The organism is Salinicola halimionae, assembly GCF_003206065.1.
Lineage (GTDB): Bacteria > Pseudomonadota > Gammaproteobacteria > Pseudomonadales > Halomonadaceae > Salinicola > Salinicola halimionae.
Map to the genome: position 1 here is coordinate 898,245 of NZ_PZJQ01000004.1, position 22,307 is coordinate 920,551.

General features: G+C 63.0%; 13 protein-coding genes. 6 read left to right on the forward strand and 7 right to left on the reverse strand.

The window, feature by feature from the left end; all coding sequences use genetic code 11:
- Positions 1 to 13: 13 nt before the first annotated feature.
- Complete coding sequence (locus DOM27_RS09920; protein ID WP_110655842.1) at positions 14 to 1,021, reverse strand: L-idonate 5-dehydrogenase; 1,008 nt, start codon at positions 1,019 to 1,021, stop codon at positions 14 to 16.
- A 240-nt stretch (positions 1,022 to 1,261) separates the two neighbouring features.
- Between DOM27_RS09920 and DOM27_RS09925 the strand changes: the two genes are divergently transcribed.
- The 6 genes from DOM27_RS09925 (at position 1,262) to DOM27_RS09950 (ending at position 7,118) form a co-directional block, all read left to right on the forward strand.
- Complete coding sequence (locus DOM27_RS09925) at positions 1,262 to 2,314, forward strand: D-2-hydroxyacid dehydrogenase (RefSeq protein ID WP_110655843.1); 1,053 nt, start codon at positions 1,262 to 1,264, stop codon at positions 2,312 to 2,314.
- Positions 2,314 to 3,105 (forward strand): IclR family transcriptional regulator, encoded by a 792-nt coding sequence (locus DOM27_RS09930; RefSeq protein WP_110655844.1) that lies wholly within the window; start codon positions 2,314 to 2,316, stop codon positions 3,103 to 3,105. Before DOM27_RS09925 ends, DOM27_RS09930 begins: the two co-directional genes overlap by 1 nt.
- Before the next feature lie 13 nt (positions 3,106 to 3,118).
- Positions 3,119 to 4,120, forward strand: a complete 1,002-nt coding sequence (locus tag DOM27_RS09935) for an NAD(P)-dependent oxidoreductase (RefSeq protein WP_110655845.1) — start codon at positions 3,119 to 3,121, stop codon at positions 4,118 to 4,120.
- Between the two features lie 63 nt (positions 4,121 to 4,183).
- A complete protein-coding gene (locus DOM27_RS09940; RefSeq protein ID WP_223162314.1) occupies positions 4,184 to 4,813 on the forward strand; it encodes a TRAP transporter small permease in 630 nt (209 codons plus the stop codon).
- Entirely contained in the window at positions 4,810 to 6,090 is a 1,281-nt protein-coding gene (locus DOM27_RS09945) for a TRAP transporter large permease subunit (protein WP_110655847.1), read from the forward strand. The genes DOM27_RS09940 and DOM27_RS09945 overlap by 4 nt, the downstream gene beginning before the upstream one ends.
- A gap of 35 nt (positions 6,091 to 6,125) precedes the next feature.
- Positions 6,126 to 7,118, forward strand: a complete 993-nt coding sequence (locus DOM27_RS09950) for a DctP family TRAP transporter solute-binding subunit (protein WP_110655848.1) — start codon at positions 6,126 to 6,128, stop codon at positions 7,116 to 7,118.
- Positions 7,119 to 7,314: 196 nt separating this feature from the next.
- Here the strand turns inward: DOM27_RS09950 and DOM27_RS09955 are convergent, their stop codons facing one another.
- Genes DOM27_RS09955 through DOM27_RS09980 form a run of 6 tightly spaced genes read right to left on the reverse strand, consistent with a single transcriptional unit; the run spans position 7,315 to position 21,983 of the window.
- The gene (locus tag DOM27_RS09955) at positions 7,315 to 8,637 is read right to left on the reverse strand and encodes an aminotransferase class I/II-fold pyridoxal phosphate-dependent enzyme (protein ID WP_110655849.1); all 1,323 of its coding nucleotides are present in this window, start codon (positions 8,635 to 8,637) and stop codon (positions 7,315 to 7,317) included.
- On the reverse strand, positions 8,634 to 16,214 hold the full coding sequence (locus DOM27_RS09960; protein WP_110655850.1) for a type I polyketide synthase: 7,581 nt from the start codon (positions 16,212 to 16,214) through the stop codon (positions 8,634 to 8,636). The genes DOM27_RS09955 and DOM27_RS09960 overlap by 4 nt, the downstream gene beginning before the upstream one ends.
- A 37-nt stretch (positions 16,215 to 16,251) precedes the next feature.
- Complete coding sequence (locus DOM27_RS09965) at positions 16,252 to 17,883, reverse strand: LTA synthase family protein (RefSeq protein ID WP_110655851.1); 1,632 nt, start codon at positions 17,881 to 17,883, stop codon at positions 16,252 to 16,254.
- Positions 17,883 to 18,662: an SDR family NAD(P)-dependent oxidoreductase gene (locus tag DOM27_RS09970; protein WP_110655852.1), complete on the reverse strand. Its 780-nt coding sequence runs from the start codon at positions 18,660 to 18,662 to the stop codon at positions 17,883 to 17,885. Before DOM27_RS09970 ends, DOM27_RS09965 begins: the two co-directional genes overlap by 1 nt.
- Complete coding sequence (locus DOM27_RS09975) at positions 18,659 to 19,921, reverse strand: capsule biosynthesis protein (protein WP_245392663.1); 1,263 nt, start codon at positions 19,919 to 19,921, stop codon at positions 18,659 to 18,661. Before DOM27_RS09975 ends, DOM27_RS09970 begins: the two co-directional genes overlap by 4 nt.
- Position 19,922: 1 nt before the next feature.
- Complete coding sequence (locus DOM27_RS09980; protein WP_110655853.1) at positions 19,923 to 21,983, reverse strand: capsular polysaccharide biosynthesis protein; 2,061 nt, start codon at positions 21,981 to 21,983, stop codon at positions 19,923 to 19,925.
- Positions 21,984 to 22,307 lie beyond the last annotated feature (324 nt).

A 22,307-nucleotide genomic window follows, 5' to 3' on the forward strand; every position in this document is an offset into this window, starting at 1 on the left:
ATATACGCTGTGGCTACCAGAGTCGTATCAGCACCTTACCGGATGCCTGAGCGTCCTTCGCAATGGCGAAGGCTTCGATGGCGTCGTCAGCGTTCATTGCATGGGTGATGACCTGGTCGAAACGCGCGTCGCTGTCGAGCAGGGCGATGGCGTCATCGACCTCGTCGTTGAAGCGGAAGCACCCTCGTAACTGAATCTCCTTCGAGATCAGCAGCGCCAGTTCCAGCGGCTGCGGGCCGGCGCCCATCATGCCGATCTGCGCGATCACCCCGGCGCGACGTACTGCACGAATGGCCGTATCGATCGAGGCCGGTACGCCGGAGCACTCGAGCGCGACGTCGAACGACTCCGGGTCCGGGGTCTGCTCACCGATACGAATCGTATGGTGTACGCCTAACGCCCGCGCTCGCTCCAGCGGCCCCTCGTGTACGTCGGTCGCCGTTACCTCGCGTGCGCCCTTGGCCAGCGCCGCGGCGGCCACCAGCAGACCGATCGGTCCCGAGCCACAGACCAGGACCCGTTTACCTTCAACGCCGCCGGCGACATTGATGCCGTGCAGTGCCACCGCCAGCGGTTCGGCCAGTGCAGCACGCTTGAGCGGCAGGGTTTCCGGCAAGCGACGAATCATGTCGCGTTTCATCACCAGATATTCGCTCATTCCGCCCTGGGTGTGCGGTGTGGTTGAGGCGGAGCCCAGGTAGCCGCCGTTCGGCCACAGATGGGGTTGGCCTTCCAGTCCCGGCTGACATTCACCGAAGGTGGCGGGATGGAAAGTCACCGGTGTTCCCGGTGCCAGTTCCCCTTTGGGGTCGAGGTCGACGGTGCCCGAGAGTTCGTGACCGGGGATCAATGGCTCGCGCACCACGAAAGCCCCATTGGCGCCATCGTGGTAATAGTGCAGATCGGAGCCACAGATACCGCCCCAGGCGATGCGCACGCGCACCTCATCTTCCGCAGGCTCCGGCGTTTCCCACTCCTGCTCACGCAGATCCTGCTTGCCATGTATCACCAGCGCTTTCATGACGATGTCCCTCCCATTTGGTTAGCGGCCGATGGCCTGAGTCATTACTAGATCCGTCATTGCTGGATCGATCATCGTTAGACGGTTTTGATCGCCAGCAATATCAGACCAATGATCTAGCCGTTCCGACCTCAATCTCGACCAAAGACGTGCTTACCCTTTCAGAATACCACTGTACATTCAGCTGAACGATGTTCAGCTCCTTGGACAATGGTCGTGATTTCGAGAGGCAGATAATTGATGAATGAGGGCAAGCTTAGGGTCGCGGTCGCAACCCCGTTGAGTGAAGCGTTGTGCGAGTGGATCGAGGCTCGCGAACCCCGTCTCGAGCTCAAGCGGGATCAATCGTTGTTGCCGCCCATGCGCCATCCGGCGGATTTCGGGGGGGATCCGAATTTCCGGCGTACGCCCGAGCAGGAGGCGCGATTCGAGGCGCTGCTTGCCGACGCCGAGGTGCTGTACGGCATTCCGGACGTCGATCCCGCTCGGCTCTCCCGCGCGATCGACGCTAACCCCATGCTGCGTTGGGTCCACATCATGGCGGCCGGCGGTGGCGGCCAGGTGAAGGCAGCGAACCTTTCCGCCGAGCAGCTCGAGCGGGTCAAGTTCACCACGTCTGCCGGGGTCCACGGCGGGCCGCTGGCGGAGTACGCCGTCTTTGGCGTAATGGCTGGTGCCAAGCATTTGCCCCGCATTCTCGATCAACAGCGCGCTCATCACTGGAGCGGACGCTGGATGATGGGGCAGGTCAGCGAGCAGCGCGTGTTGCTGCTGGGTCTGGGCGGCATCGGGCGCGAAGTGGCGCGCAAGCTGTCGCTGCTGGGCGCGCACGTGATGGGCGTTTCGCGCCACCAGCGGCCGGTCGAGTATGTCGACGAGATCATCTCTCCCGATCGATTGCACGAGGCGGCGGGTCGCGCCGATGCAGTGGTGAGTTCGCTACCCGGTACGGCTGCCACGTCTGGCCTGGTGGGCGATGCGCTGCTGGCGGCGATGAAGCCGGGGGCGACGATCGTCAACGTGGGGCGCGGTACGGTGATCGACGAACCCGCGCTGATCCGCGCACTCGAGAGCGGTCACTTGGGGATGGCGGTGCTCGATGTCACCGCCGTGGAACCGCTGGAAACGAGCTCGCCGCTGTGGGATCTGCCCAATGTCCTGCTGACGCCGCACACCGCAGCGCTGAGCGAGGCCGAGGACCGTCTCATTGCCGAGCTATTCGTCGACAACGCGCGACGCTATCTCGACGGTGAAGCGCTGATCAATCGTGTCGATACCGTGGAATTCTACTGATGGCGGGTGAGGGCGAGCGGACACCGGCGGTGAGCCGGGCGATTCGGGTGCTTGCCCTATTGGAGCGGGCCGGCAGTACCCCGCTGGGCGTCAGCGAGATGGCACGCCAGCTCTCGGTGGCCCGCTCCTCGCTGTTCAATATCTGTCTGACACTGGAAGCCGACGGGCTGATCGCGAGAAGTGGCAGCGGCTACCAGCTAGGACGGCGGCTGGTGGAGCTGGGCGGCGCCTACCTTCGCACCGACGATCCGGTGCAGGCGTTCTACCAGGCCTGCAACGAAACGCCGTTGTTGCACGATGAAATCTGCCAGCTGGCCGTACTCGACGGCACCGAAGTGCTCTATCTCGCCGCGCATGCCGGGCGGATGCCGCTGCGCATGACGGCCAGCATCGGCAGCCGCTTCCCGGCCTCGATCACGGCGGTGGGCAACGCGCTGCTGGCACGGCTCGACGACGACGAGATCCGCCGCCGCTTCAGCGATCCCGCCACGCGTCCGGCCTGGACCGAGCGTTCGGTTACCGATCTCGAGGCGCTGCTGGACAAGATTGGTGCGGTGCGCAGCCGCGGTCATGGTCTCGACGTGGGTGAGGTCTTTCCCGGGGTGCGCGGGCTGGCAGTGACCGTGGCACCGCAGTATAGCGGCGAGCAGGCCTACGCCCTGGGTACCTCGCTGATGCAGGAGCGCTGCGATGAGGCGATCGAAAAGCGTGCGGTGGAAGCGCTTCGGGCCATGGCCGCGCGCATCGCCAACCCCATGAATCTCGCCGCCGATGGCGGCGCCAACGATTAGCCGGAGGGCCACCATGCAGACGTTCGACGAGTACTTTGAAATCGGTTCTGGCATCAGTTCTGGCATCGATTCTGGCGCCGATTCTGACACCGGTCTTGACGCCGATAGTCGGCGCCGAGTGGGCATGATGGGGCTCGGCAGCATGGGCATGCCGATGGCACGCAATCTGCTGGCCTCGGGGGTCGCGGCGCAGGTTAGCGTCTACGGGCGTTCGCGGGAAAGAACGCAGCCGGCGCTGGAAGCGGGCGCCAAGTGGTGTGATAGCCCCCTTGCGCTGGCGGCGGCCAGCGACGTGATCATCACCGTCCTCCCCGACTTGCCGCAGCTGCGGGAGCTGCTCGAGGGCGACGACGGCTTGCTGGCCGGGCTATCGAATCCATTGCTGCTGGTGGTCTGCTCGACCTCATCGCCCGAAGGCGTGCGCGAGCTGGCCAGCGAGCTCGAGCAGCAGACCGATGGCCGGGTTCAGCTACTCGATGCGCCGCTCTCCGGTGGCGCCGACGGTGCCGAGGCAGGAAAACTGTCGATCATGGCAGGGGGTACCGAGGCCGCGTTTGCGATCGCTCGGCCGCTGCTGGAGACCATGGGGATGCCAATGCTGCTGGGGCCACTGGGCGCCGGGGAAGTGGCGAAGGCATGCAACCAGATGGTGGTCGCTTCGACCATGGTGGCACTGTCGGAGGCCACGGTGATCGCCGAGCGCGCCGGGCTGGACGTGTCGAAGCTGCTCGACTGCCTCGGTGGCGGCTATGCCGGCGGCCGCTTTCTGGAGTCCCGCAAACAGCGTCTGATCGACAAGGATTACACCCCGTCCGGCTTGGCCCGCTACATGATCAAGGATCTCGGCTTCGCTACCGATGAAGCGGCGCGCGGCGGCGTAGTGACGCCGCAGCTCGCCACCTTGATGACCCTTTACCAGGATCTGGGCCGGCGCGGGTTCGGCGACGAGGATCTGACCGTGACCCAGCGCTATATCGCCGAGCTCGATCGCCTACCCGGCGACGCAAGGGATTGATGAGCACAGGGGCTGAATACAGAGGCTGAATACAGGGCTGAACCAGCAGGGCGGGAGGCAGTGATGGCAGCGATTCGAACATTCTGGCGCGGTATCGAGTGGGCTATCGCCGCGCTGATGACGGCAATGATGGTGCTGGTGTTCATCAACGTGGTGTTGCGATACGGCTTCTCCTCCGGGCTGCGTCCGGGGATCGAGCTGTCACGGCTGGGGTTCGTCTGGATCGTGATGCTGGGCGCCTCACTCTGTCTGAAAGAGGGCGAGCATCTGGCGGTCGGCGAGGTGTTCGACCGCCTGCCGCGCCCCGTGCGTCTGGTGCTGGGGCGGTTGCTGTGGCTGGTGATCCTGGTTGCCTCGGTCATGCTGTTGATCGGCTGCTGGCGCCAGACGTTGTCCAACTGGCACAACATCTCGCCGCTCACCGGCCTGCCCACCGGACTCTTCTATCTCGCCGGCGTCGTATCCGGTGCGCTCATGAGCATCACAGCACTGATCGGGCTGCTGCGTCCGGGATATTCGGAGGCGCCCGGCGTGGGGTCGGATGGAATAGGGGCTCCCGGCGCAGGGGCGGAGGGAATAGAAGTACCGGGCGTCGATAGCGCATCGCTACCGACGTCGTCCGATCAGGCCCGGAAGGCCCATGACGAGCAGGCCCGTAACAAGCAAGACCGTAGCAAGGAGACCCGACCATGACGCTGGCTCTGTTTCTGGCGGTGCTGCTGGGCGCCATCCTGCTGCGCCTGCCGGTAGCCTTCGCCCTATTGGCGGCGGCATGTGCGCTGATGTTGCAGATGGGCATGTTCAGCGCCGATATCCTCTCTCAGTCGCTGATCAACGGGGTCGATAATTTCGCGCTGCTCGCCATTCCGTTTTTCATGGTGGCGGGCGAGGTGATGGCCGTAGGCGGCCTGTCGGATCGCATCGTTCGCCTGGCCATGGCGCTGGTGGGCCACTGGCGCGGCGGTTTGGGTTATGTCGCCATCATCACTTCGCTGCTGCTGGCCGGGCTCTCGGGCTCGGCGGTGGCGGACGCTGCGGCACTGGTCAGCATTCTTTATCCGATGATGCGCAAGAGCGGTTATCCCGCCTCTCGCTCGGTGGGGTTACTGGCCGCCGGCGGCATCATCGCGCCGGTCATCCCGCCGTCGTTGCCGCTGATCATTCTTGGCGTGGCGGGCAATCTGTCGATCGCCAAGCTCTTTATCGGCGGGATCGTGCCCGGACTCTTCATGGGTTTGGCGCTGATGATCACCTGGCGCTTCATGATGCGGAAATCGGACCTCGCGCGGCAGCCGAAAGCGACCCGCAGCGAACGGCTCAAGGCGCTGCGAGAAAGCGTCTGGGCGCTGCTGCTGCCGGTCATCATCATCGTCGGGATCCGCTTCGGCGTCTTTACTCCCACCGAAGCGGCCGTGGTGGCGGCGGTCTACGCCATCGTCGTTTCTGCCGTGGTCTATCGCGAGCTGGACGCGCGCAAACTGATGGGTGTGCTGATTCGCGCCGGTCGCTCGACCGCCCTGGTGATGTTCCTGGTCGGCGCGGCGATGGTCGCTTCCTGGGTGATCACCATTGCTCAGTTACCCCAGCAGCTCGCCGAACTGCTGGGCCCGCTGGTCGACAATCCGAAGCTGCTGATGGCAGCGATCATGGTCGTGGTGCTGCTGGTCGGCATGGTCATGGATCTGGCGCCGGCCATCCTGATTCTGGTGCCGCTATTCATGCCGCTGGTCATAAAGGCGGGTATCGACCCGATCTACTTCGGGCTGATGTTCGTCATCAACTGCTGTATCGGGTTGATCACGCCGCCCGTGGGCACCGTGCTCAACGTGGTGTGCGGCGTCGGCAACACGACGATGACCAATGCCGTCCGCGGCGTCTATCCCTTCGTTCTGGTGTATATCGGTCTGCTGGCACTGTTCGTGCTGGTGCCGCAGATCATTACGGTGCCGATGCACTGGCTGATCGGCTAGAGCCTGACAAGGCTTGCAAAGCAAGGAGAGGTGTCATGAACAAGATCATCAAGGCAACGACCGCCACGCTGTTCGGGCTGGCGCTGGTATCGAGCTCCGCCATGGCCGCGACAACGCTGCGTTTCGCACACCCGGCGCCGCAGAGCGATCTGCAGCAGGTTCTGGCGGAGAAGTTCAAGGAGGAGGTGGAAAGCGCCAGCAACGGCGATCTGAAAGTGCAGATATTTCCCAACGGGCAGCTGGGCAACGATTCGCAGATGATCGACGGCGCTCGCTCGGGGATCATCGACATCACGCTTTCAGGGCTCAATAACTTCACTGGACTGGTGCCGGAGGCCGCCGCCTTCACGCTGCCGTTCATGTTTACCGACCACCAGGCCGCCTTCAACGCGCTCGACGGCGAACCGGGGGATCGTGTCATGAGCGAACTCGAGGACTCCGGGCTCAAGGGGCTGGCTTTCCCCGAGAACGGCTTCCGCGAGATGACCAACAGTCGCGGCCCGATTCGCGAGCCCAAGGATCTCGACGGACTGCGCATGCGGGTCAACAATTCCATCGTGCTCAACAACATGTTCGAGCTGCTGGGAGCCAATCCGCAACAGATCCAGGTCAACGAGCTCTATACGGCCATGGAAACCGGCGTGGTCAATGCCCAGGATCATCCGTTGGGTATCGTGGTGTCGTTCAACTTCGACGAAGTGCAGAAGTATCTGTCGATGACCAATCACGCCTACGCGGCGCTACTGCTGGTCATGAACAAGAATCGATTCGACAGCCTGCCAGTTGAACAGCAGCAGATCGTGCAGAAGGCAGCCGACGACGTCACGGCCATGCAGCGCCAGATGAACATCGACCAGACCGAGCAGATGATCTCTCAACTGGAAGCGGATGGCATGGAGGTCAACCGCGATGTCGATACCGCAGCCTTCCAGGAAGCGGTGAAGCCGGTGTGGCAAGGCTTCATTGATGAATATGGCGAGGAATTCATCGACAGCATTCAGCAGGCGGCGGGACCGCAACAGGGCTGAACCGTTAGAGCGCGGTCGTGAAGGTTCTCCACCTCTGGAGCCATTACGAGTAACACGCTCGAAATGGCTCCTTTCCATATGGCTGTCGCTCGTGTCGTCTTGAGTCTTGAATATTCAGCCGATGCAGCCAAACGGCCTCGTCTCCATTAAAGAGCCGAGGCCGCATTCGTCCAGACGGAATAGTACAAACAGCGTATCAGCTAGTCCGTGCTTTCCACTCGGTCTCCAGTACGTCGAGCGTCTGGTCGATCTGCTCGCGGGTGTGGTCGCAGTTGAGGAAGAAGCGCAGGCGTGCGCTTTTTTCGGGCACGGCGGGGTGAAGGATCGGCTGAACATTGATGTCGTGCTTGAGCAGGGCGTCCGATAGCCCGGCCGCGAGCACGGAGCTACCGACGATCACCGGCACCACCGCGACACCGATGCTCTCGCCGATGTCGAACCCTTTGACCTTGGCCTGCTGCAGGAAGTAGCGCGAAATATCGTGCAAGCGCTTCAGGCGTTCGGGCTCGTCCTTCATGACCTGCAGGGCGGCGAGGGACGGACCGGCAACCTGTGCCGGCATGCCGACGCTGTAGAGAAACCCCGGCGCGAAGTAGCGCAGCATTTCCACCAGTTCCCGACAGCCGGCGATATAGCCGCCGCAGCCGGAAAGCGTCTTGGACAGTGTGCCCATCCAGATATCGACGTCGGTGGAAGGCACGCCGCAGTATTCCCGCAACCCCAGCCCCTGATCGCCCATCACGGCGAAGGAGTGGGCTTCGTCCACCATCAGCCAGGCCTGGTGGCGCTGCTTGATCTCGACGAAGCGTTTCAGGTCCGGGGCGTCCCCGTCCATGCTGTAAAGCCCCTCGATCACCACGACCACGCGCTCGAACTGACGGCGATGGCGCGCCAGCAGTGTTTCGAGCGCAGCCGGGTCGTTGTGCGCGAAGCTCATCCGACGGGCGCCGGATAGCTGGGCGCCGACCACGGTGCTGTTGTGGATGTACTCGTCGTGCAGCAACAAATCCTTGGGGCCGAGCAGATAGCCCAGCGTCGATACGTTGGTGGCGTGGCCACTGACGAATGCCACCGACGCCTCGACTTCGTAGGTCTCGGCGATCGCCTGCTCGAGCTCATGGTGGATCGGGCGCTCGCCGGAAACCGGCCTGCTGGCGGATACTGAACTGCCGTAGCGCTGTAGCGCGTCGATGCCGGCCTGGATCACCTTGGGGTGGTGGGCCAGACCCAGGTAGTTGTAGCTGGCGAAATTGATGCATTCGCGCCCGCCGATCACCGTGGTCGCACCGGCGGTGCTTTCGTGGACCTTGAAGAACGGGTCGGGGATGCCGAGCCGTTGGCCGCCTTCACGCATCATCTTGAGTTGCTGATAACCCGGATGGCGATCGAAGCGGGTGAACCGCTCGTCAACGCCAGCGGTAGTCGGCTTGGGTGCGGTATCGCCTTCGGGGCGCTGCTGGCGGCGCTGGCGCGCCTCCTGCAGCAGGCGTTGTTTCAGAGCATCGCGAGGTTGACTCAAGATTTCGTCTCCCCATCGTCCTGCGACTCGCCGCCATTCTGAAGTACCTCGACCCCGTGCTGAGCGGCCAGACCGTTGAGCGCATCCTCCTCGCTGTCGGATTCGGCGTCATCGCCGCGCAGCTTGCCCATCAGATAGTCACACAGCTTGGCCAGTGTTCCCGCTTCACTGAGCACCATCACCGGGACCTGAATGCCCAGACGAGCTTCCAATGCGGTGACGAGTTCGACGCCCATCAGCGAGTCGAAGCCCATATCGTAGACGGATTTATGGATGTCGATCTTCTCCTCGTCGATCAGCAGGATCTTCGCCAGTTCCTTGCTGAGGACTTCGATCAGTGTGGCGTAAAGCTCTTCCGGCGGCAGACTGGCCAGCAACTGCTGCAGGTCGTCGTCACCTTCCTGACTACCGTCGTCTGTTGCGGTGCGGGCGATCTCGCGATAACGCGGCGATTCCGCCGTCGGGAGGAAGCGCGCCAGGGCGTGCCAGTCGAGCTCGAGAACGCCGAGAGAAGCCACGTCGGCCACCAGCATACGCTCGAGTACGGCCAGCGCATCGGCGGAGGTCAACGCTTGGCCGCCGAGTCGTTCCTGCAGGCTTTCGCGGGTCTGGGTATTGCGCGCCAGGAAGCCCACGTCCTCGATTGCCCCCCAGCGGACTACCGTCGACGGGCGTCCCTGGGCACGACGATTGGCCGTGAAGGCTTCCAGCCAGTGGTTGGCGGCCACGTAGCTCGCCTGGCCGGGGTTGCCGAACAGAGTGGTAGCCGAGGAGTAGACGACGAAGAATTCGAGCGCGTCGTCTGCCGTGAGCGCATCCAGATGACGAGCGCCCTCGAGTTTCGGTGCCATGGCGTGGCGAATACGCGATTCGTCCAGATTGCGGATCAGACCGTCGTCGATGACCGTTGCGGCGTGAACGATGCCGCGAATCGGACCGAGTGTCCGGCGCGCATCGTCCAGCACGTCGGCTAGCGCTGTGGCGTCGGTCACGTCGCAGGCGCGGGCCGCGACCGAGACGCCGAGTGCTTCCAGCCGCGCGACGCCGCTTTCGGCTTCCTCGGTGGTGGCACCTCGGCGGCTCAGCAGCAGCAGCTGGCGTGCGCCCTTGTCGGCCAGCCATTCCGCCGTGGCCAGGCCGAACCCGCCCAGGCCACCGGTAACGACGTAGGTACCGGCAGCGTCCAGCGTCAGCGGACTATCCTTCGCCGGTGCAGGGGCCATCTGGGGCGGACGTTCGTAGGTGACCACCACCTTGCCGATCTGACGGGCCTGCTGCATGTAACGGAAGGCCTCGACCACGCGGTCGCTGCCGAACGCGATGTACGGTAGCGGCGACAACGTGCCGTCGGCGAACAGCTCCATCATCTCGGCGAATAGCTCACCGGTGAGTTCCGGCAGTTCGCTCATCAGCTGGTCGGAATCGACGCCGAAGTAGCTCAGGTTGTTACGGAACGGGCGCAGGCCGACCTTGGTGTTTTCGTAGAAGTCGCGCTTGCCGAGCTCGATGAAGCGACCGAACGGCTTGAGTACGCGCAGGTTCTGGTTGATCGCTTCACCGGCCAGCGAGTTCAGCACGACATCGACGCCATCACTGCTAGCGCCACGACCGTCGCCACCATTTTCCAGTGCCTGTCGTTTAATGGCGTTATCGTGAAGAATCTCTTCGGCGAACGTCAGACTGCGTGAGTCGTAGATGCGCTCGACGCCCATCAGACGCAGAAAATCCTGCTTTTCCGGCGAGCCGACGGTGGCGTAGATTTCGGCGCCCAGCCAGCGGCCGACCTGAATCGCGGCCAGGCCGACGCCGCCCGCGGCACCGTGGATCAGCAGCCGTTCACCGGGTTGCACCCGCGCCAGATGCTTGAGCGAGTAGTAGACGGTGAAAAAGGTCGTCGGAATCGTCGCGGCGGCAGCGTAGCCGATCTCCGCGGGAATCGGCGCCACCGCGTTCACATCGGCGATCAACCGATCGCTGAAGCTGGCCGGGCCGAAGCCGACCACGGCATCACCGGGGCGCAGCTTGCTGTCCGGATCGCCAACACTGACCACTTCACCGGCGAACTCCAGACCCAGCGTGGGGCCGGCGAAGCCATTCTCGATCGCTTCGTCGGAGAGCAGGCCAAGCGCGTACATGACATCGCGGAAGTTGAGCCCGGTGGCCTTGACCGCGATCTCGACCTGACCGGCCTGCGGCGCGGGAAGGTCGTGCGGTTGCCAGCGCAGGTGACGCAGCTGCCCAGGCAGTTCGAAGCCCAGACTGACGGCGCGATCGCTCGCGAGTTCTTCCGAGCCAACTTGCGTACCGGGCGCCGGCGCCAGGCCTAACCTGGGTACCCAACGCTGGCCAGCGTCGTCCAGCACGATCTCGGTTTCGGCATCCGGCACGCTGAGCTCGAACAACAGCGCGTCCAGAACGTCCGGGGACAACGACTCCCGACACGAGAACGGCAGATCCAGCAGTCGCACCTGACGGTTACCCGCCTCGTTCTGCAGCGACCGCCCGAATCCCCATAGCGCGGAATCCGCAGTGGTGTCGGACTGCTTGGAGAGCTCGGGCAGGGTAAGCGAATTGACTGCGGCCCCGGGCAGTGCAGAGAAATGCGCCCCGACGCCCAACGTCAGCCACCACAGCGAAGCGGGGCTCTGATGCGTTTCGAGTGTCTGTAACCACTGCGCGGCCAGCACGCAACGATCTTCCGCTGCCGTTGCCAGACCACGCAGATCGACGATCCGGCTCGGGGTCACGCTCTCCAGTGCCAGCGGCAACAGATCGCCGGGAACCAGTTCGCTACCGGCCAGGTGGAGCACCGATTCACCCAGTGAGTCGAAACGTGTCACCAGTGCGGCGGCGAGCCAAGCCGAGCTGTCATCACTGATCACCAACCACTGCTCGGACGGTTGAGCGTCGGTATGCCCGGCAGCTCCTCCCGTTTCCGCACGATTGTCGTCGGTGATGGAGGCAAGCGGTGCCTGGGCCGTCAGCAGTTGCAGGCCTCCTTGCTCGTTTTCCAGCGTGTGACGCTCGATCTGGCGATACCCAAGCACGTCCAGCTGCTGAACGACGGCCTCGAGATTCGCGGGGCGTGCACTGGGCTCCATCGGTAGCGACAGGAATGACTGCCAGTCGGTGTCCCCCAGGGCCAGCAGCGCGATCTGGGCGTCCTCCGCCAGTTGCGGCGGTAGCCACTGAAGGAGTCTGTCGATCTCGTCCTGAGTGCCATCCAGCGTCACCAGCGCGACATTGGCGCCGATCTCGGGCGCCGCGGCGCCTGGTGTCAGCAGATCGACACGAGGGTCGTGTTCGGCCAGAGATTCCGCTTCACTCAGCGCGCTGTCACGCAAGGCGGCGAATCGATACTGGGCGCGATCACCGGTGAGACCGGTCATCAGCCGCTCGCCGAGTTGAGGGCGCAGCGCCGAAGCTTCGAGCATGATCAGTCGCTGGTGAGGAGGCAGAAGCTCGAGCGACATGGCATATTGCGCCAGCCAAGTTTCTGCGAGTGCATGCCAGCCGCGCTCGCCGACGGCGGCCTGTACCAATCGAGTCAGGCGCGAGGCATCCAGTGCCAGCGTGGCAACATCGAGACGTTCTTCGATCCAGTCCGTCAGGTGGAGCCCGAATCGACCGATACTGTGGGTCAGTGCCGCGTAGTCCGGGTAGTCCCGAATCAGCAGGTTCCAGACCGTTGCCGCATCGATCTCCGGTGCGTCTTGCAACTGCCATCCGGCCGACGTTTCCGAGACGATGCCCGTCGCGAGTGCCAGTTCGATCAGCGCATGACGGCGTTGGCGAATGTCGGTATCGCCGGCGTCGAAACGCCCGGCGAGAAGCTGTCCGTCGTTGTCGGCATAGCCCCGCAGCGCCTCGTCGAGGAATGCGGAGACCAGTGCCTCCAGCAGCGGTTCGACTTCGTCGCCGTAGCGGCTCTCGGTGACGCGGCGATAGTTTTCGACCAGTTGACCCAGCGCGAGCTCGGCAGTGGCCTCGTCGAGCGGCAGGGCAGCGGCTTCGCGCGGGGCCGGTACCAGGCGATGATCCAAGTAGCTGAGCCGGTGCTGAACGGTGTGGCGCAGGCGGGCCGCCTTGAAACGAGCGCCTTCGACCACCGCCACGGCATTGCCATCGGCGTCGAACAGCGCGACATCGGCACACAGCGAGTGCGGGGCTCGGCTGGTCAGGCGAACTTCCATCGACGCCGGCGGTGCGGCATCGACCTGAAGCTGGAGCCGTTCCAGGCGCACGGGCACGAAAGCCAGACCTCCGGCCTTGGCGAGTTCATCGGCCAGCAGCGGGATGAACAGCTGGAAGGCGCTGTCGAGGATGCCGGGCGCCAGCAGGCAGTCGCGCTGATCTTCGGCAATCGCCGATGGCAGATCGATGCGCGCGATCGCTCGGTCCTGCTCGATCCATACTTCGCTGATCGCTTGAAAGCCGGGGCCGTATTCCAGTCCGACATGGGCGGCCATCGCCAGGTGCTGCTCTCGGGTGACATCCGCCGGCCGGTCCGGCAACGGTGTGCCACGACGTGTCAGCAGCAGGCCACGGGTCTGTGCGGCGAGGCGGGCACGGGCATTGAGCGTCCATGGGTCGTCGCTCGCTGGCTCTCGTGTCTTCATCGTCAGCATGCCATCGGCATCCTGAATCTCCACCTGCAGCTTCTTGCCGTGCGTGGCATCCAGCAGCAGCGGGCTGAGAATTTCCAGCGCTTCGATATCCAGCAGCGGCGATGCTTTGGCAGCTGCCGCCGCGGCGAGCGCAAGCTCGGCGAAGCCGGCACCCGGAAATACCGTGGCGTCACCGACGCGGTGGTCGGCAAGCCACGGGAGGCGTCGAGTATCGAGCTGGCTTTCCCACGCCATGCCTTGGCGCGGCAAGCGATAGCCCAGCAACGGATGATCGTAGTGACGCGACATCAGGCCCTGGCTGTCGCCGGTCGTCTTGACCCAGTAGCGCTCGCGCTGCCAGGGATAATGCGGCAGGTCGACGAAGCGCCCGATGACCGGAAACCAGCTCACGGGAGAGACGGCACCGCTGACCAGCAATGCGGCGAGGCTGCCTTCCATGGCGCTGGCGCCATCGTGATCGCGACTCAGCGTGGCAATGGCGCTGCCGGTCACCGACTGCGCGGTGAAGGCGTCGGTGAGATAGCGCCGCAGAATCGGCTGAGCGCCGATTTCGACGAAGGCGCGGGCGCCGGATTCGATCAATGAATCGATCGCCGGCCCGAACTGCACCGGCTCGCGGATGTTGAGCCACCAGTATTCCGCGCCGAGTTCGCTGCCTTCCAGCGCTTTGCCGGCCACCGTGGAGATGAAGGGGACTTGCGCCGCGCGAGGCGTCAGATGCGAAAGGGCATCGATGACATCCTGACGGATCGGGTCCATGGCCTGGCTGTGGAAGGCATAATCCAGCGCCAACCGTTTGGCGAAGATCCGATCGGTGGAGAGCGCCTCTTCCAGACGTGCGAGCGCCTCGGCCGGGCCGGCCAGGGTGACGCCCTTGGGGCCGTTGACACCGGCGATGACGATCTCCGCATGCGTTGAGTCGTCCAGCCAACGCTGCATGGCCTCGGCTCCCAGGCCGACGGCGGTCATTTCGCCGCTGCCGCGGGTACGGCCCTGACACGCGCTACGGTGGTAGATGACGCTGACGGCATCGGCCAGCGTCAGCGCGCCGCAGGCCCAGGCCGCGGCGACTTCACCGACGCTATGGCCGGTGACGGCAGCGGGGCGCACACCTTCCGCCTCGAGCACTCGGGTTACCCCGACTTGCAGCGCGAACAGCGCCGGCTGAGCGATTTCGGTACTGGCCAGACGATCGTCTTCATCGGCGTCTTGCTGTTGATTGCTGCCATCGAGTTCGGCACGCAGCGAGAAGTCGGCGTGCTTGGAGAACAATGCGTCGACTTCGTCGATAGCGGCCGCGAACACCGGTGATTCAATCAGCAGCGTACGACCCATCGCTTGCCACTGGCAGCCGTTGCCGTCATACACGAACACCGGGCCGTAGCCGCTATCGATTCGCTCGCCGACAGCGGCGCCGGGCACGCTCTCGGCGGCGGCCAGGGCATCCAACCGGGTAATCGCATCGGCGGCACTATCGCTCAACAGCACTGCGGCATGAGAATGGCTCTCGCGCCGGAAAGCCAGGCTGTAGGCGGTGTCGTAGAGTGATACGCTGCCGGCGGTGAGGTTGTCGCTCAGGCGTGCCGCGAACTCGCGCAACGCTTCCGGACTGCGCGCGCTCAAGCAAAGCGGTAGTCGGCGGGTCTGGACGGCAGTGTCGGGAATGTCCGATTCGAGCGCTGACTGCAGGATGACATGGGCGTTGGCACCGCCGAACCCGAACGAGTTGATGCCGATGGTCAGCTGGCCTTCGGCTTTCAGCTTGCGCGGCTTGTCGACGATGTCGAGATTCCAGCCTTCCAGATCGATCCGTGGATTGACCTTGCGAATGCCGATGGTGGCGGGCACTTCACGCTCACGCAGGGTATAAAGCGCCTTGGCCAGCCCGGCAACGCCGGAGGCGGTTTCCAGGTGCCCGAGATTGCTCTTGACCGAACCGATGGGTAGCGGTGTCTGGCGTTTCTGACCGATCGCCGCGCCGATGGCGCGAGTTTCCAATGGATCGCCGACGGCGGTGCCGGTGCCGTGGGCTTCCAGATAGTCGATATCATCCGGTGTCAGGCCAGCGCGTTCCAGGGTCTGGATCATCAGCGCGACCTGCGCGTCGGGATTGGGGACCGTCAGACCTTTCTTGAAGCCGTCGGTGTTGACGCCGCTACCGGCGACGACGGCCAGAATACGATCACCATCGGCGACGGCCTTGTCGTAATCCTTGAGCAGGAAGACTCCGCCGCCTTCGGAGCGTACGTAACCATCACCGGATTCGTCGAAGACCTGACAGCGGCCCGTCGGCGAGAGCATGCTCGCCTTGGAGAAGATGATGAAACCGAACGGGTGCAGGTGCAGGCTGATGCCGCCGGCCAGCGCCATTTCCGTCTCGCCGCTGCGGATCGACTGGCACGCCTGATGGAAGGCGACCAGAGACGAGGAGCAGGCGGTATCCATCGACATGCTCGGACCGTGCAGGTCGAACACGTAGGAAATCCGGTTCGAGGCGATGCTCGAGGTGTTGCCGGTCGCCGTCGATGTGTCGATCGCCGACATGTCGTCGGCCATGCGATACGAATAATCGAGACTGGCGATGCCCATATAGACGCCACACTGGCTGCCGCGCAGCGTCTGCGGAGGGATGCCGGCGTCTTCCATCGCTTCCCAGGTCATCTCCAGCAGGATTCGCTGCTGCGGATCCATCTGGGCGGCTTCGCGTGGCGAGATGCCGAAGAAGCCGGCGTCGAATCCGGAAATGTCGCCGAGACTGCCAGCTGCAAAAGTGTAGCTGGTACCCGGGTGCTGCTTGTCAGGATGGCGATAGGCTTCCAGGCCCCAGCGGTCTTCGGCGACCGTGGTGACGAGGTCTTCGCCGGTCTTGAGCGCTTGCCAGAAACGTTGTGATGTCGGGGCGCTCGGGAACCGGTGAGCCGCGCCGATGATGGCAACGCGTTTGGTCATTGGGACTCCTTGCTTCGTAGCGCGGGCTACGCCTTTCTCAATTCGCACCAAGCTTGCCTGCGTGGTCGATAATTCTGTCGTAGATTATGGTTCCCAGCTTATCGGCTGGAAGCGTCATCCGCACGTTATCCCCCGAATGGGGCGCTGTCTGCCAGATGAAATAGTTCGTGAAACCATCCGGCTCGCCATGCTGTGCGTAGACTTTCGGCATGATCGGCACATGGTCTCCGTAGAAACCCAGAATGCCCGGCCGACTATTGTTCTGAAGCTCGCTACCCTTCTGAAGCCCACTTTCCGTTGAAAGCCCACTTTCCGTTGAAAGCCCGCTAGTGTTGGAAAGAGAGACCCTGAGTCGCCCAAGCATACTATTGGTATTGCGCAGATGCCTCAGGTAAACCGTTAGCTCTTCGCAACCACCAGTAACCCCGCCTTCCACCCACCGCTCGGCGATGGCCGGGTCCGCCGTCTCCAGATGAAGCGGGCCGTGATTCTCCATGCTGATCACGAAAATGAACAGCGGTTTTTCATCGGACATTGCCAACTGTTTCTGAACCCGTTCCGCCAGTGCCAGATCGCCGGTGTACTGGCCGTCGCGCTCGCTGAGATCGAAGTCGGCGATATCGATGAACGTATCGAACCCGAGATTGGGATAGACCCGATCACGCAGATAAAAACTGGCGGGGTAGGGATGGATACAAACTGTGCGATAGCCCAGACGTTTGAGCGCGCCGGCGAGATTGTTGACCGGCAGTTTCGATAGCTGGTGATAAGGGTTGAAACGATGCACACCGAGCCGCGTCGGCGTGAGTCCGGTGAGCACTGCGCACTCGGTTCGCACGGTATTGGCGCCCCAGGCGGGCACGTCGAAGCGCCCCGAATGCAGGGCTTGCGCCATCAGCTCATCGTATTCATTCAACAGCTCACGCCGAATGGCAGGATGCCAGTCGCGGGGATCGAAGAACGATTCGCTCTGAACCAGCACGACATTGGGTAGCGTCGCGGGGTCGACGGGGTCTGATTCCAGATCCCATGGCGCGGCAAAGTCGCTGTCATTGTCCTGGCGGTCGATTGGCTGACGTGTCAATCGGCCATAGGCCCAAAGATAGGGATAGAGGCCGAATCGAACCAGGTCGTCGTTGGGTTCCAGCGTACAGCCCGGCAAGCGGGGTAGCTGCCAGATCAGCGTGGCAACTGATGCGGCGATCAATATCACGGTTCCCAGCACTGACCACGGTGCGTCGCCGTACCCAAACAGTGACGGCTCGAGCCAGAAGCCGACGCCGATGGCGATGGCGCCAGCCAAGCTGGCGGCGATCGTGAGGCCAATGCCGAAAAAGGGAATGTAGAGCCGCGGGTGACGAATCGCATCGACGAAGTATTCGAAATCCTGGCACAGGAAAGGCTCGCGTAGCGACGTCGACTTGGTGTTGTTGACCTGAATCACCACCATCTGCAACGAAGCAGCGATGACCAGCGCAAACCAGGGACGCTGCACGATCGATAGCCAGAACGCGAAGTGCAGCGCGGCCGTTGCCAGGTGAACAGCGACGGCGGCCGGCTCACGCTTCCACAGCGGCTGAGGGCGCGGTTTCAGTATCATTTCGAACAGGCTGGTGACCACCAGGGTGGCAATCGTTGCCCAAAACCCGCTCCAGAATCCTTCAGTCATCAATGCGCCTCTTCGCCATGTTCGGGGTCATAGCCGAACCCCTTGAGCAAACGTTGGGAGATCGCCGCCGGTAACACGGCCAGCCACCAGCAGCCGAAATTGAGCGGGAAGGGAAAACTGATCCGTGCGCGGTTCCGCTCGACTCCGGCGGCAATGACTTTGGCGGCACGCTCGGGCTGCCATAAAAATGGCTTGGGGCCGGGCATTTCGTGACACATCTTCGAGCTGACGTAGCCCGGCATCACCACGCTGACGCCAACGCCTTTTGGCGCCAGCCAGCCGCGAAGCGCTTCACCGTAGGCTTTGACGCCAGCCTTGCTGGCGCTGTAGCTCGGCGTGACCGGCAGCCCGTGATAAGCCGCGAGCGAACTCATCAGCACCAATTGTCCGCATCCGGCGGCGCGCATCCGTTTGCCCAGGAAGTTACCCATCGCCATCGGCACGCGCAGGTTGATCTCGAGCAGGCGGCTGGCGTCTTCCCACGCTTCGCCGCTAGCGTCTTCACCGATATCGATGTTCATGCCGGCGTTGACGATCACGATATCCGGTGGGGTTGGATCGCAAAGCATCCCGAGCCACTCGAAAAGGGCGGCATCGTCGCCGAGGTCGATCTGGCTGAGCTCGACCTCGGCGCCCGCGTGGCGGCTCGAGGCTGACAACGCGTCGAGCACGTCGCGTTGGCGGCCATGCAGGACCAACCGATTGCCGGGCTTCGCGTAGACGGCGGCGAGCGCCTGGCCGATGGCTCCAGTAGCGCCCGTAATGACGATTCGGGTCATGACGAGATCTCATCCATGAGTTGTTGTAGGGGGGACCGCTCTCGTTGTAACGCGCGAAGAGCGTTCCCCGCGGCTAGATCGATACCGGGGCGACAGTAGAACCCGCCGTTGATCTGAACCGTCTGGGCGACGGTTCGGCGATAGGCCCGGAACAGTTCCGCATCCGGTTTGGTCGCATTGTGCCAGAAATCATCCAGCGTACCCTGATGGGTCAGACCCGCCATGTCATAGATCGGTGACGCCAGAGTATGGGTCGGGCACTCGAAGCCAAGCGAAACGTTGCCGGCGGTACTGTTGACCGTCACCAGCCCGTTGGCGTGCTTGAGTAGCGCTTCGAGATTGCCACCTTCGAGATAGACCAGGCGGTCACCCAGATCGTATTCGTGGGTCAGTACCTGGATCAGCCTCGCGTACTGCGTAAGGCCCATATCGAGCGGGTGATTCTTGATCACCAGAAATGCATCGCGCGGCGCGTGGTAGGCGAACGAGGCGGCTACCTTGCCGATCACCTCCTGCATGTTCTTGTAATCGGAGTGATAGCGAATCTGGGCGTCGCTCTTGAGCTGCAACGGTAGCAGGTAAAAGGGTCGCTTGGCGCCCAGCAGGGCCTGTATGCGTTCCTCGTCACGCCGCTTCAGGTACGGCATGCGGATCTTGCGTAGCAGGAATCCGGCGTACTCCACCGGCGCGGTTACCAGGGCGTGATTGCGATAGTGCGGGTGCAAAAACGGGTTGGCGATCCCCGCCAGATGATAGATCACATCGTGGCGCGCTCGGGTGTGAAACTGGTTGGGGAAAGCCATGGGGCGTCCGGCGCTGGGTAACCGTTTGCCGGCTTCGTGATACCAGTCCGGATCACGCGGCAATAGCGAATGGGCGTTGACACCTTCGCGCTCCAGCGTCACCCAGTAAGGCCGGAAATAGCCTTCCTCGAAGACGTAGTTACGTATGCCCCGACGACGCGCGGCCAGAATGGCGCGCCGATGCACCGGCCGCCGGTCGCCGAAAACCACTTGGTCAGTGATCTCGTGGCGGTCCCATATCTGCGAGAGGAATTCGGGAATGTCCTTGGCCTGTCCGCGATAGGCGTAGGTATTGCCCCGGCGCCAGAATGCGCTATCACCGACGGTGAAATTGATCTTGATCACCCGGTGTCCCGCGGCCATTAGCTGTTCGCCCAGCCGATCGAAAAACGGCGAGCAGACACCTTGCAGCAATAGGAAGCGTTTGCGCGTATTGCTCGAAGTCAAAACACTCAATTCATTGCCTTTGGGAAAACAGATTGCGGTACAGCCGGTACATGCGCACACGAAAGGGCAGGCCCGAGCGCTGATCGCGCTGCTGTTGCATCAGTTCGACGGCGGTGTCGGCATTGCAGAATTCGCCGCTCAGAGGATCGACGTAGGTCGGATAGGTCAACAACGCGCCCGCGATCAGCGCATCCAGTGTCAGCCGTCGGTGGCGACGCGGGGAGGATAGCCGATCCTGAGTCAGACCCCAACCGGCATAGAACGGCAGACCATAGGTGTGCACTTCCACCCCGCGCATCAGCCCTTCGAAGCCCGTCAGCGAACACATGGTATGGATCTCATCGGCGAGTTCGATCAGATCGATGATGTCGTAGTGAATCAGCTCGAGGTCGTAGAGTTCGCTGGCGCTCTTGTCGAGCAGGCCGACCCGCGCGCCGGAGACGACATCCGGGTGGGGCTTGTAGATGATGAAGGCGTCGGGCCGATTGTCCCTGACGGCTTCGAGCAGTCCCTGGTTGGTCTTGATTTCAGGGGAGCCATGCGCGATCGAGGCGTCGCTCTCCACCTGCCCGGGAACCAGCACGACCGGCCGGGTGCCGATTGCGCCCTCGGGCAGGGCGGGTAGCGGTTTGCCCTTTACGTTGTACTTCGACAGTTTGAGCTCTGTCAGGCGCTGGCGCAGACGTGCGGCGCGTGCCAGTAGTGCAGGATCGAAATCCGTCTCCGTCAGCAGCCGTTCGAGATCGCTTTCGTGATTGGCGTCGTAATAGAGTCCGCGTGAATCGAAGGCTAGCGACAGCGGGCGGGTCAGATCGACCCCGAGCCCGACCGAACGCACGAAACCGTCTTCCATTCGCCACAGCTTGAGTCCGTGCTGGCGGCAGAGCGACTTGAGCTCTTCGGTCGCCTTCTGACCCCACACCACCAGGCTGTCGCGCCCTTCGAGTTCTCTCGGCTGCGGATGATCACCCTGAAGGAAGCGCACGCTGGAGGCGGGACCCAGGAAATCGGTAATGAAGGCTCGCTTCCAACTGGAAAAGCCGACGGCCAGCCAGCGGCCGGCAAGGCGATCACGCTGACGTTTCTGATCGGCGATCAGATCGATGGTGGCTTCCAGCGTCGATGGCAGACCGGTATAGGGATTGGCGTAACGACAGTAGCGCAGGTAGGCCGCGGCGAATAGTTCCGCCAGGGTACGTTGGCGCTGACGACGCTCGCAGCGCAGGGCGTCGTGGGTCAGCCCCCAGCCGGCATAGAACGGCATGCCGAAACAATGCACCGGCTTTTCTGCCATCAGTGCTTCGAATCCCAACTGACTGGTGACCACGTAGACCGCGTCGACGGCATCGATTAGCGCCCACGGATTGATGTCGTCGCCGATCAACCGACAGCGCGGGTGCGTCGAGGCTTGGGTCAGATAACCTTTCTTGCGGCCGGCGATGACATCCGGGTGGGTCTTGATCAGGATGTCGGCGTCGGGATGGTCGGCGATCGCGCTCTCCAGCATGCGCTGGAAGGACCCGGCATCGGCCATGCCGTGCGTGATCGAAGCATCGTCGCGGGTCTGGTCGATGACGAGAATACGCGGTTGATCGGAGGCCGGCAGTGGCCGGTCCGGCGCATGATTGTATTTCGACAGCCGCAGCCGGCGAAGACGGTGCATGGCCTGGCTGGCGCGCTCCAGTTCATCGGCCTCGAAGGCGGCGTCGGCCAGCAGCGTCTCCAGATCGGACGGCCGGGTCGCATCGTAGTAGATGCCGCTATAGTCCACGACCAGACTGTGCGGCTGGGAATAATTGACGCCCAGCCCTAGCGAGCGCAAAAAGCCATCCTCGATCGCGACATACGGCAAGCCGCGCCGTGCTGCCAAGCGTCTTGCGTGAGTCGCCGTGGGTTTCAAACCCCAACCGAGAATTGCGTCGACGGGTTGGCGGCTACCCGGCTTGAGGCGAACTTGACGCGAGTATTCGGGCAGCAGGCAGCCGAGTATGTTCCAGCGTGCCAGACCCTTGGAAAGGTAGCCTGCCACACGAGGGGAGGACGGTCGCAGGGCGGTCGAATCGTTATGCATGGGTCACGAGAAGCGGATGCGGTCCGTCGTCAATGAGAATTGCGGCATCGCTGTTTCCGGGCCTGAGCCCGACGCGCCGAAAAAGGGTGCTAAAGCTACTTGAGTCCACATCTTTAGGCAATCCGACGCGCAGTGTAACGCATACGATGGGGGGCGAACGCTTTTCCGCTGTATCGAAATGATAATCGACAGGACATTTCGTAATCACATTCGCAATCGTTAATGAGTTAACGGATACGGTAAATGTAAACAAACTTTTCTGCGGGAAAAACCGATGTTGCTAGTATTAACAAACTCAAACTTCTTGCGTTACGTTCGATGTAT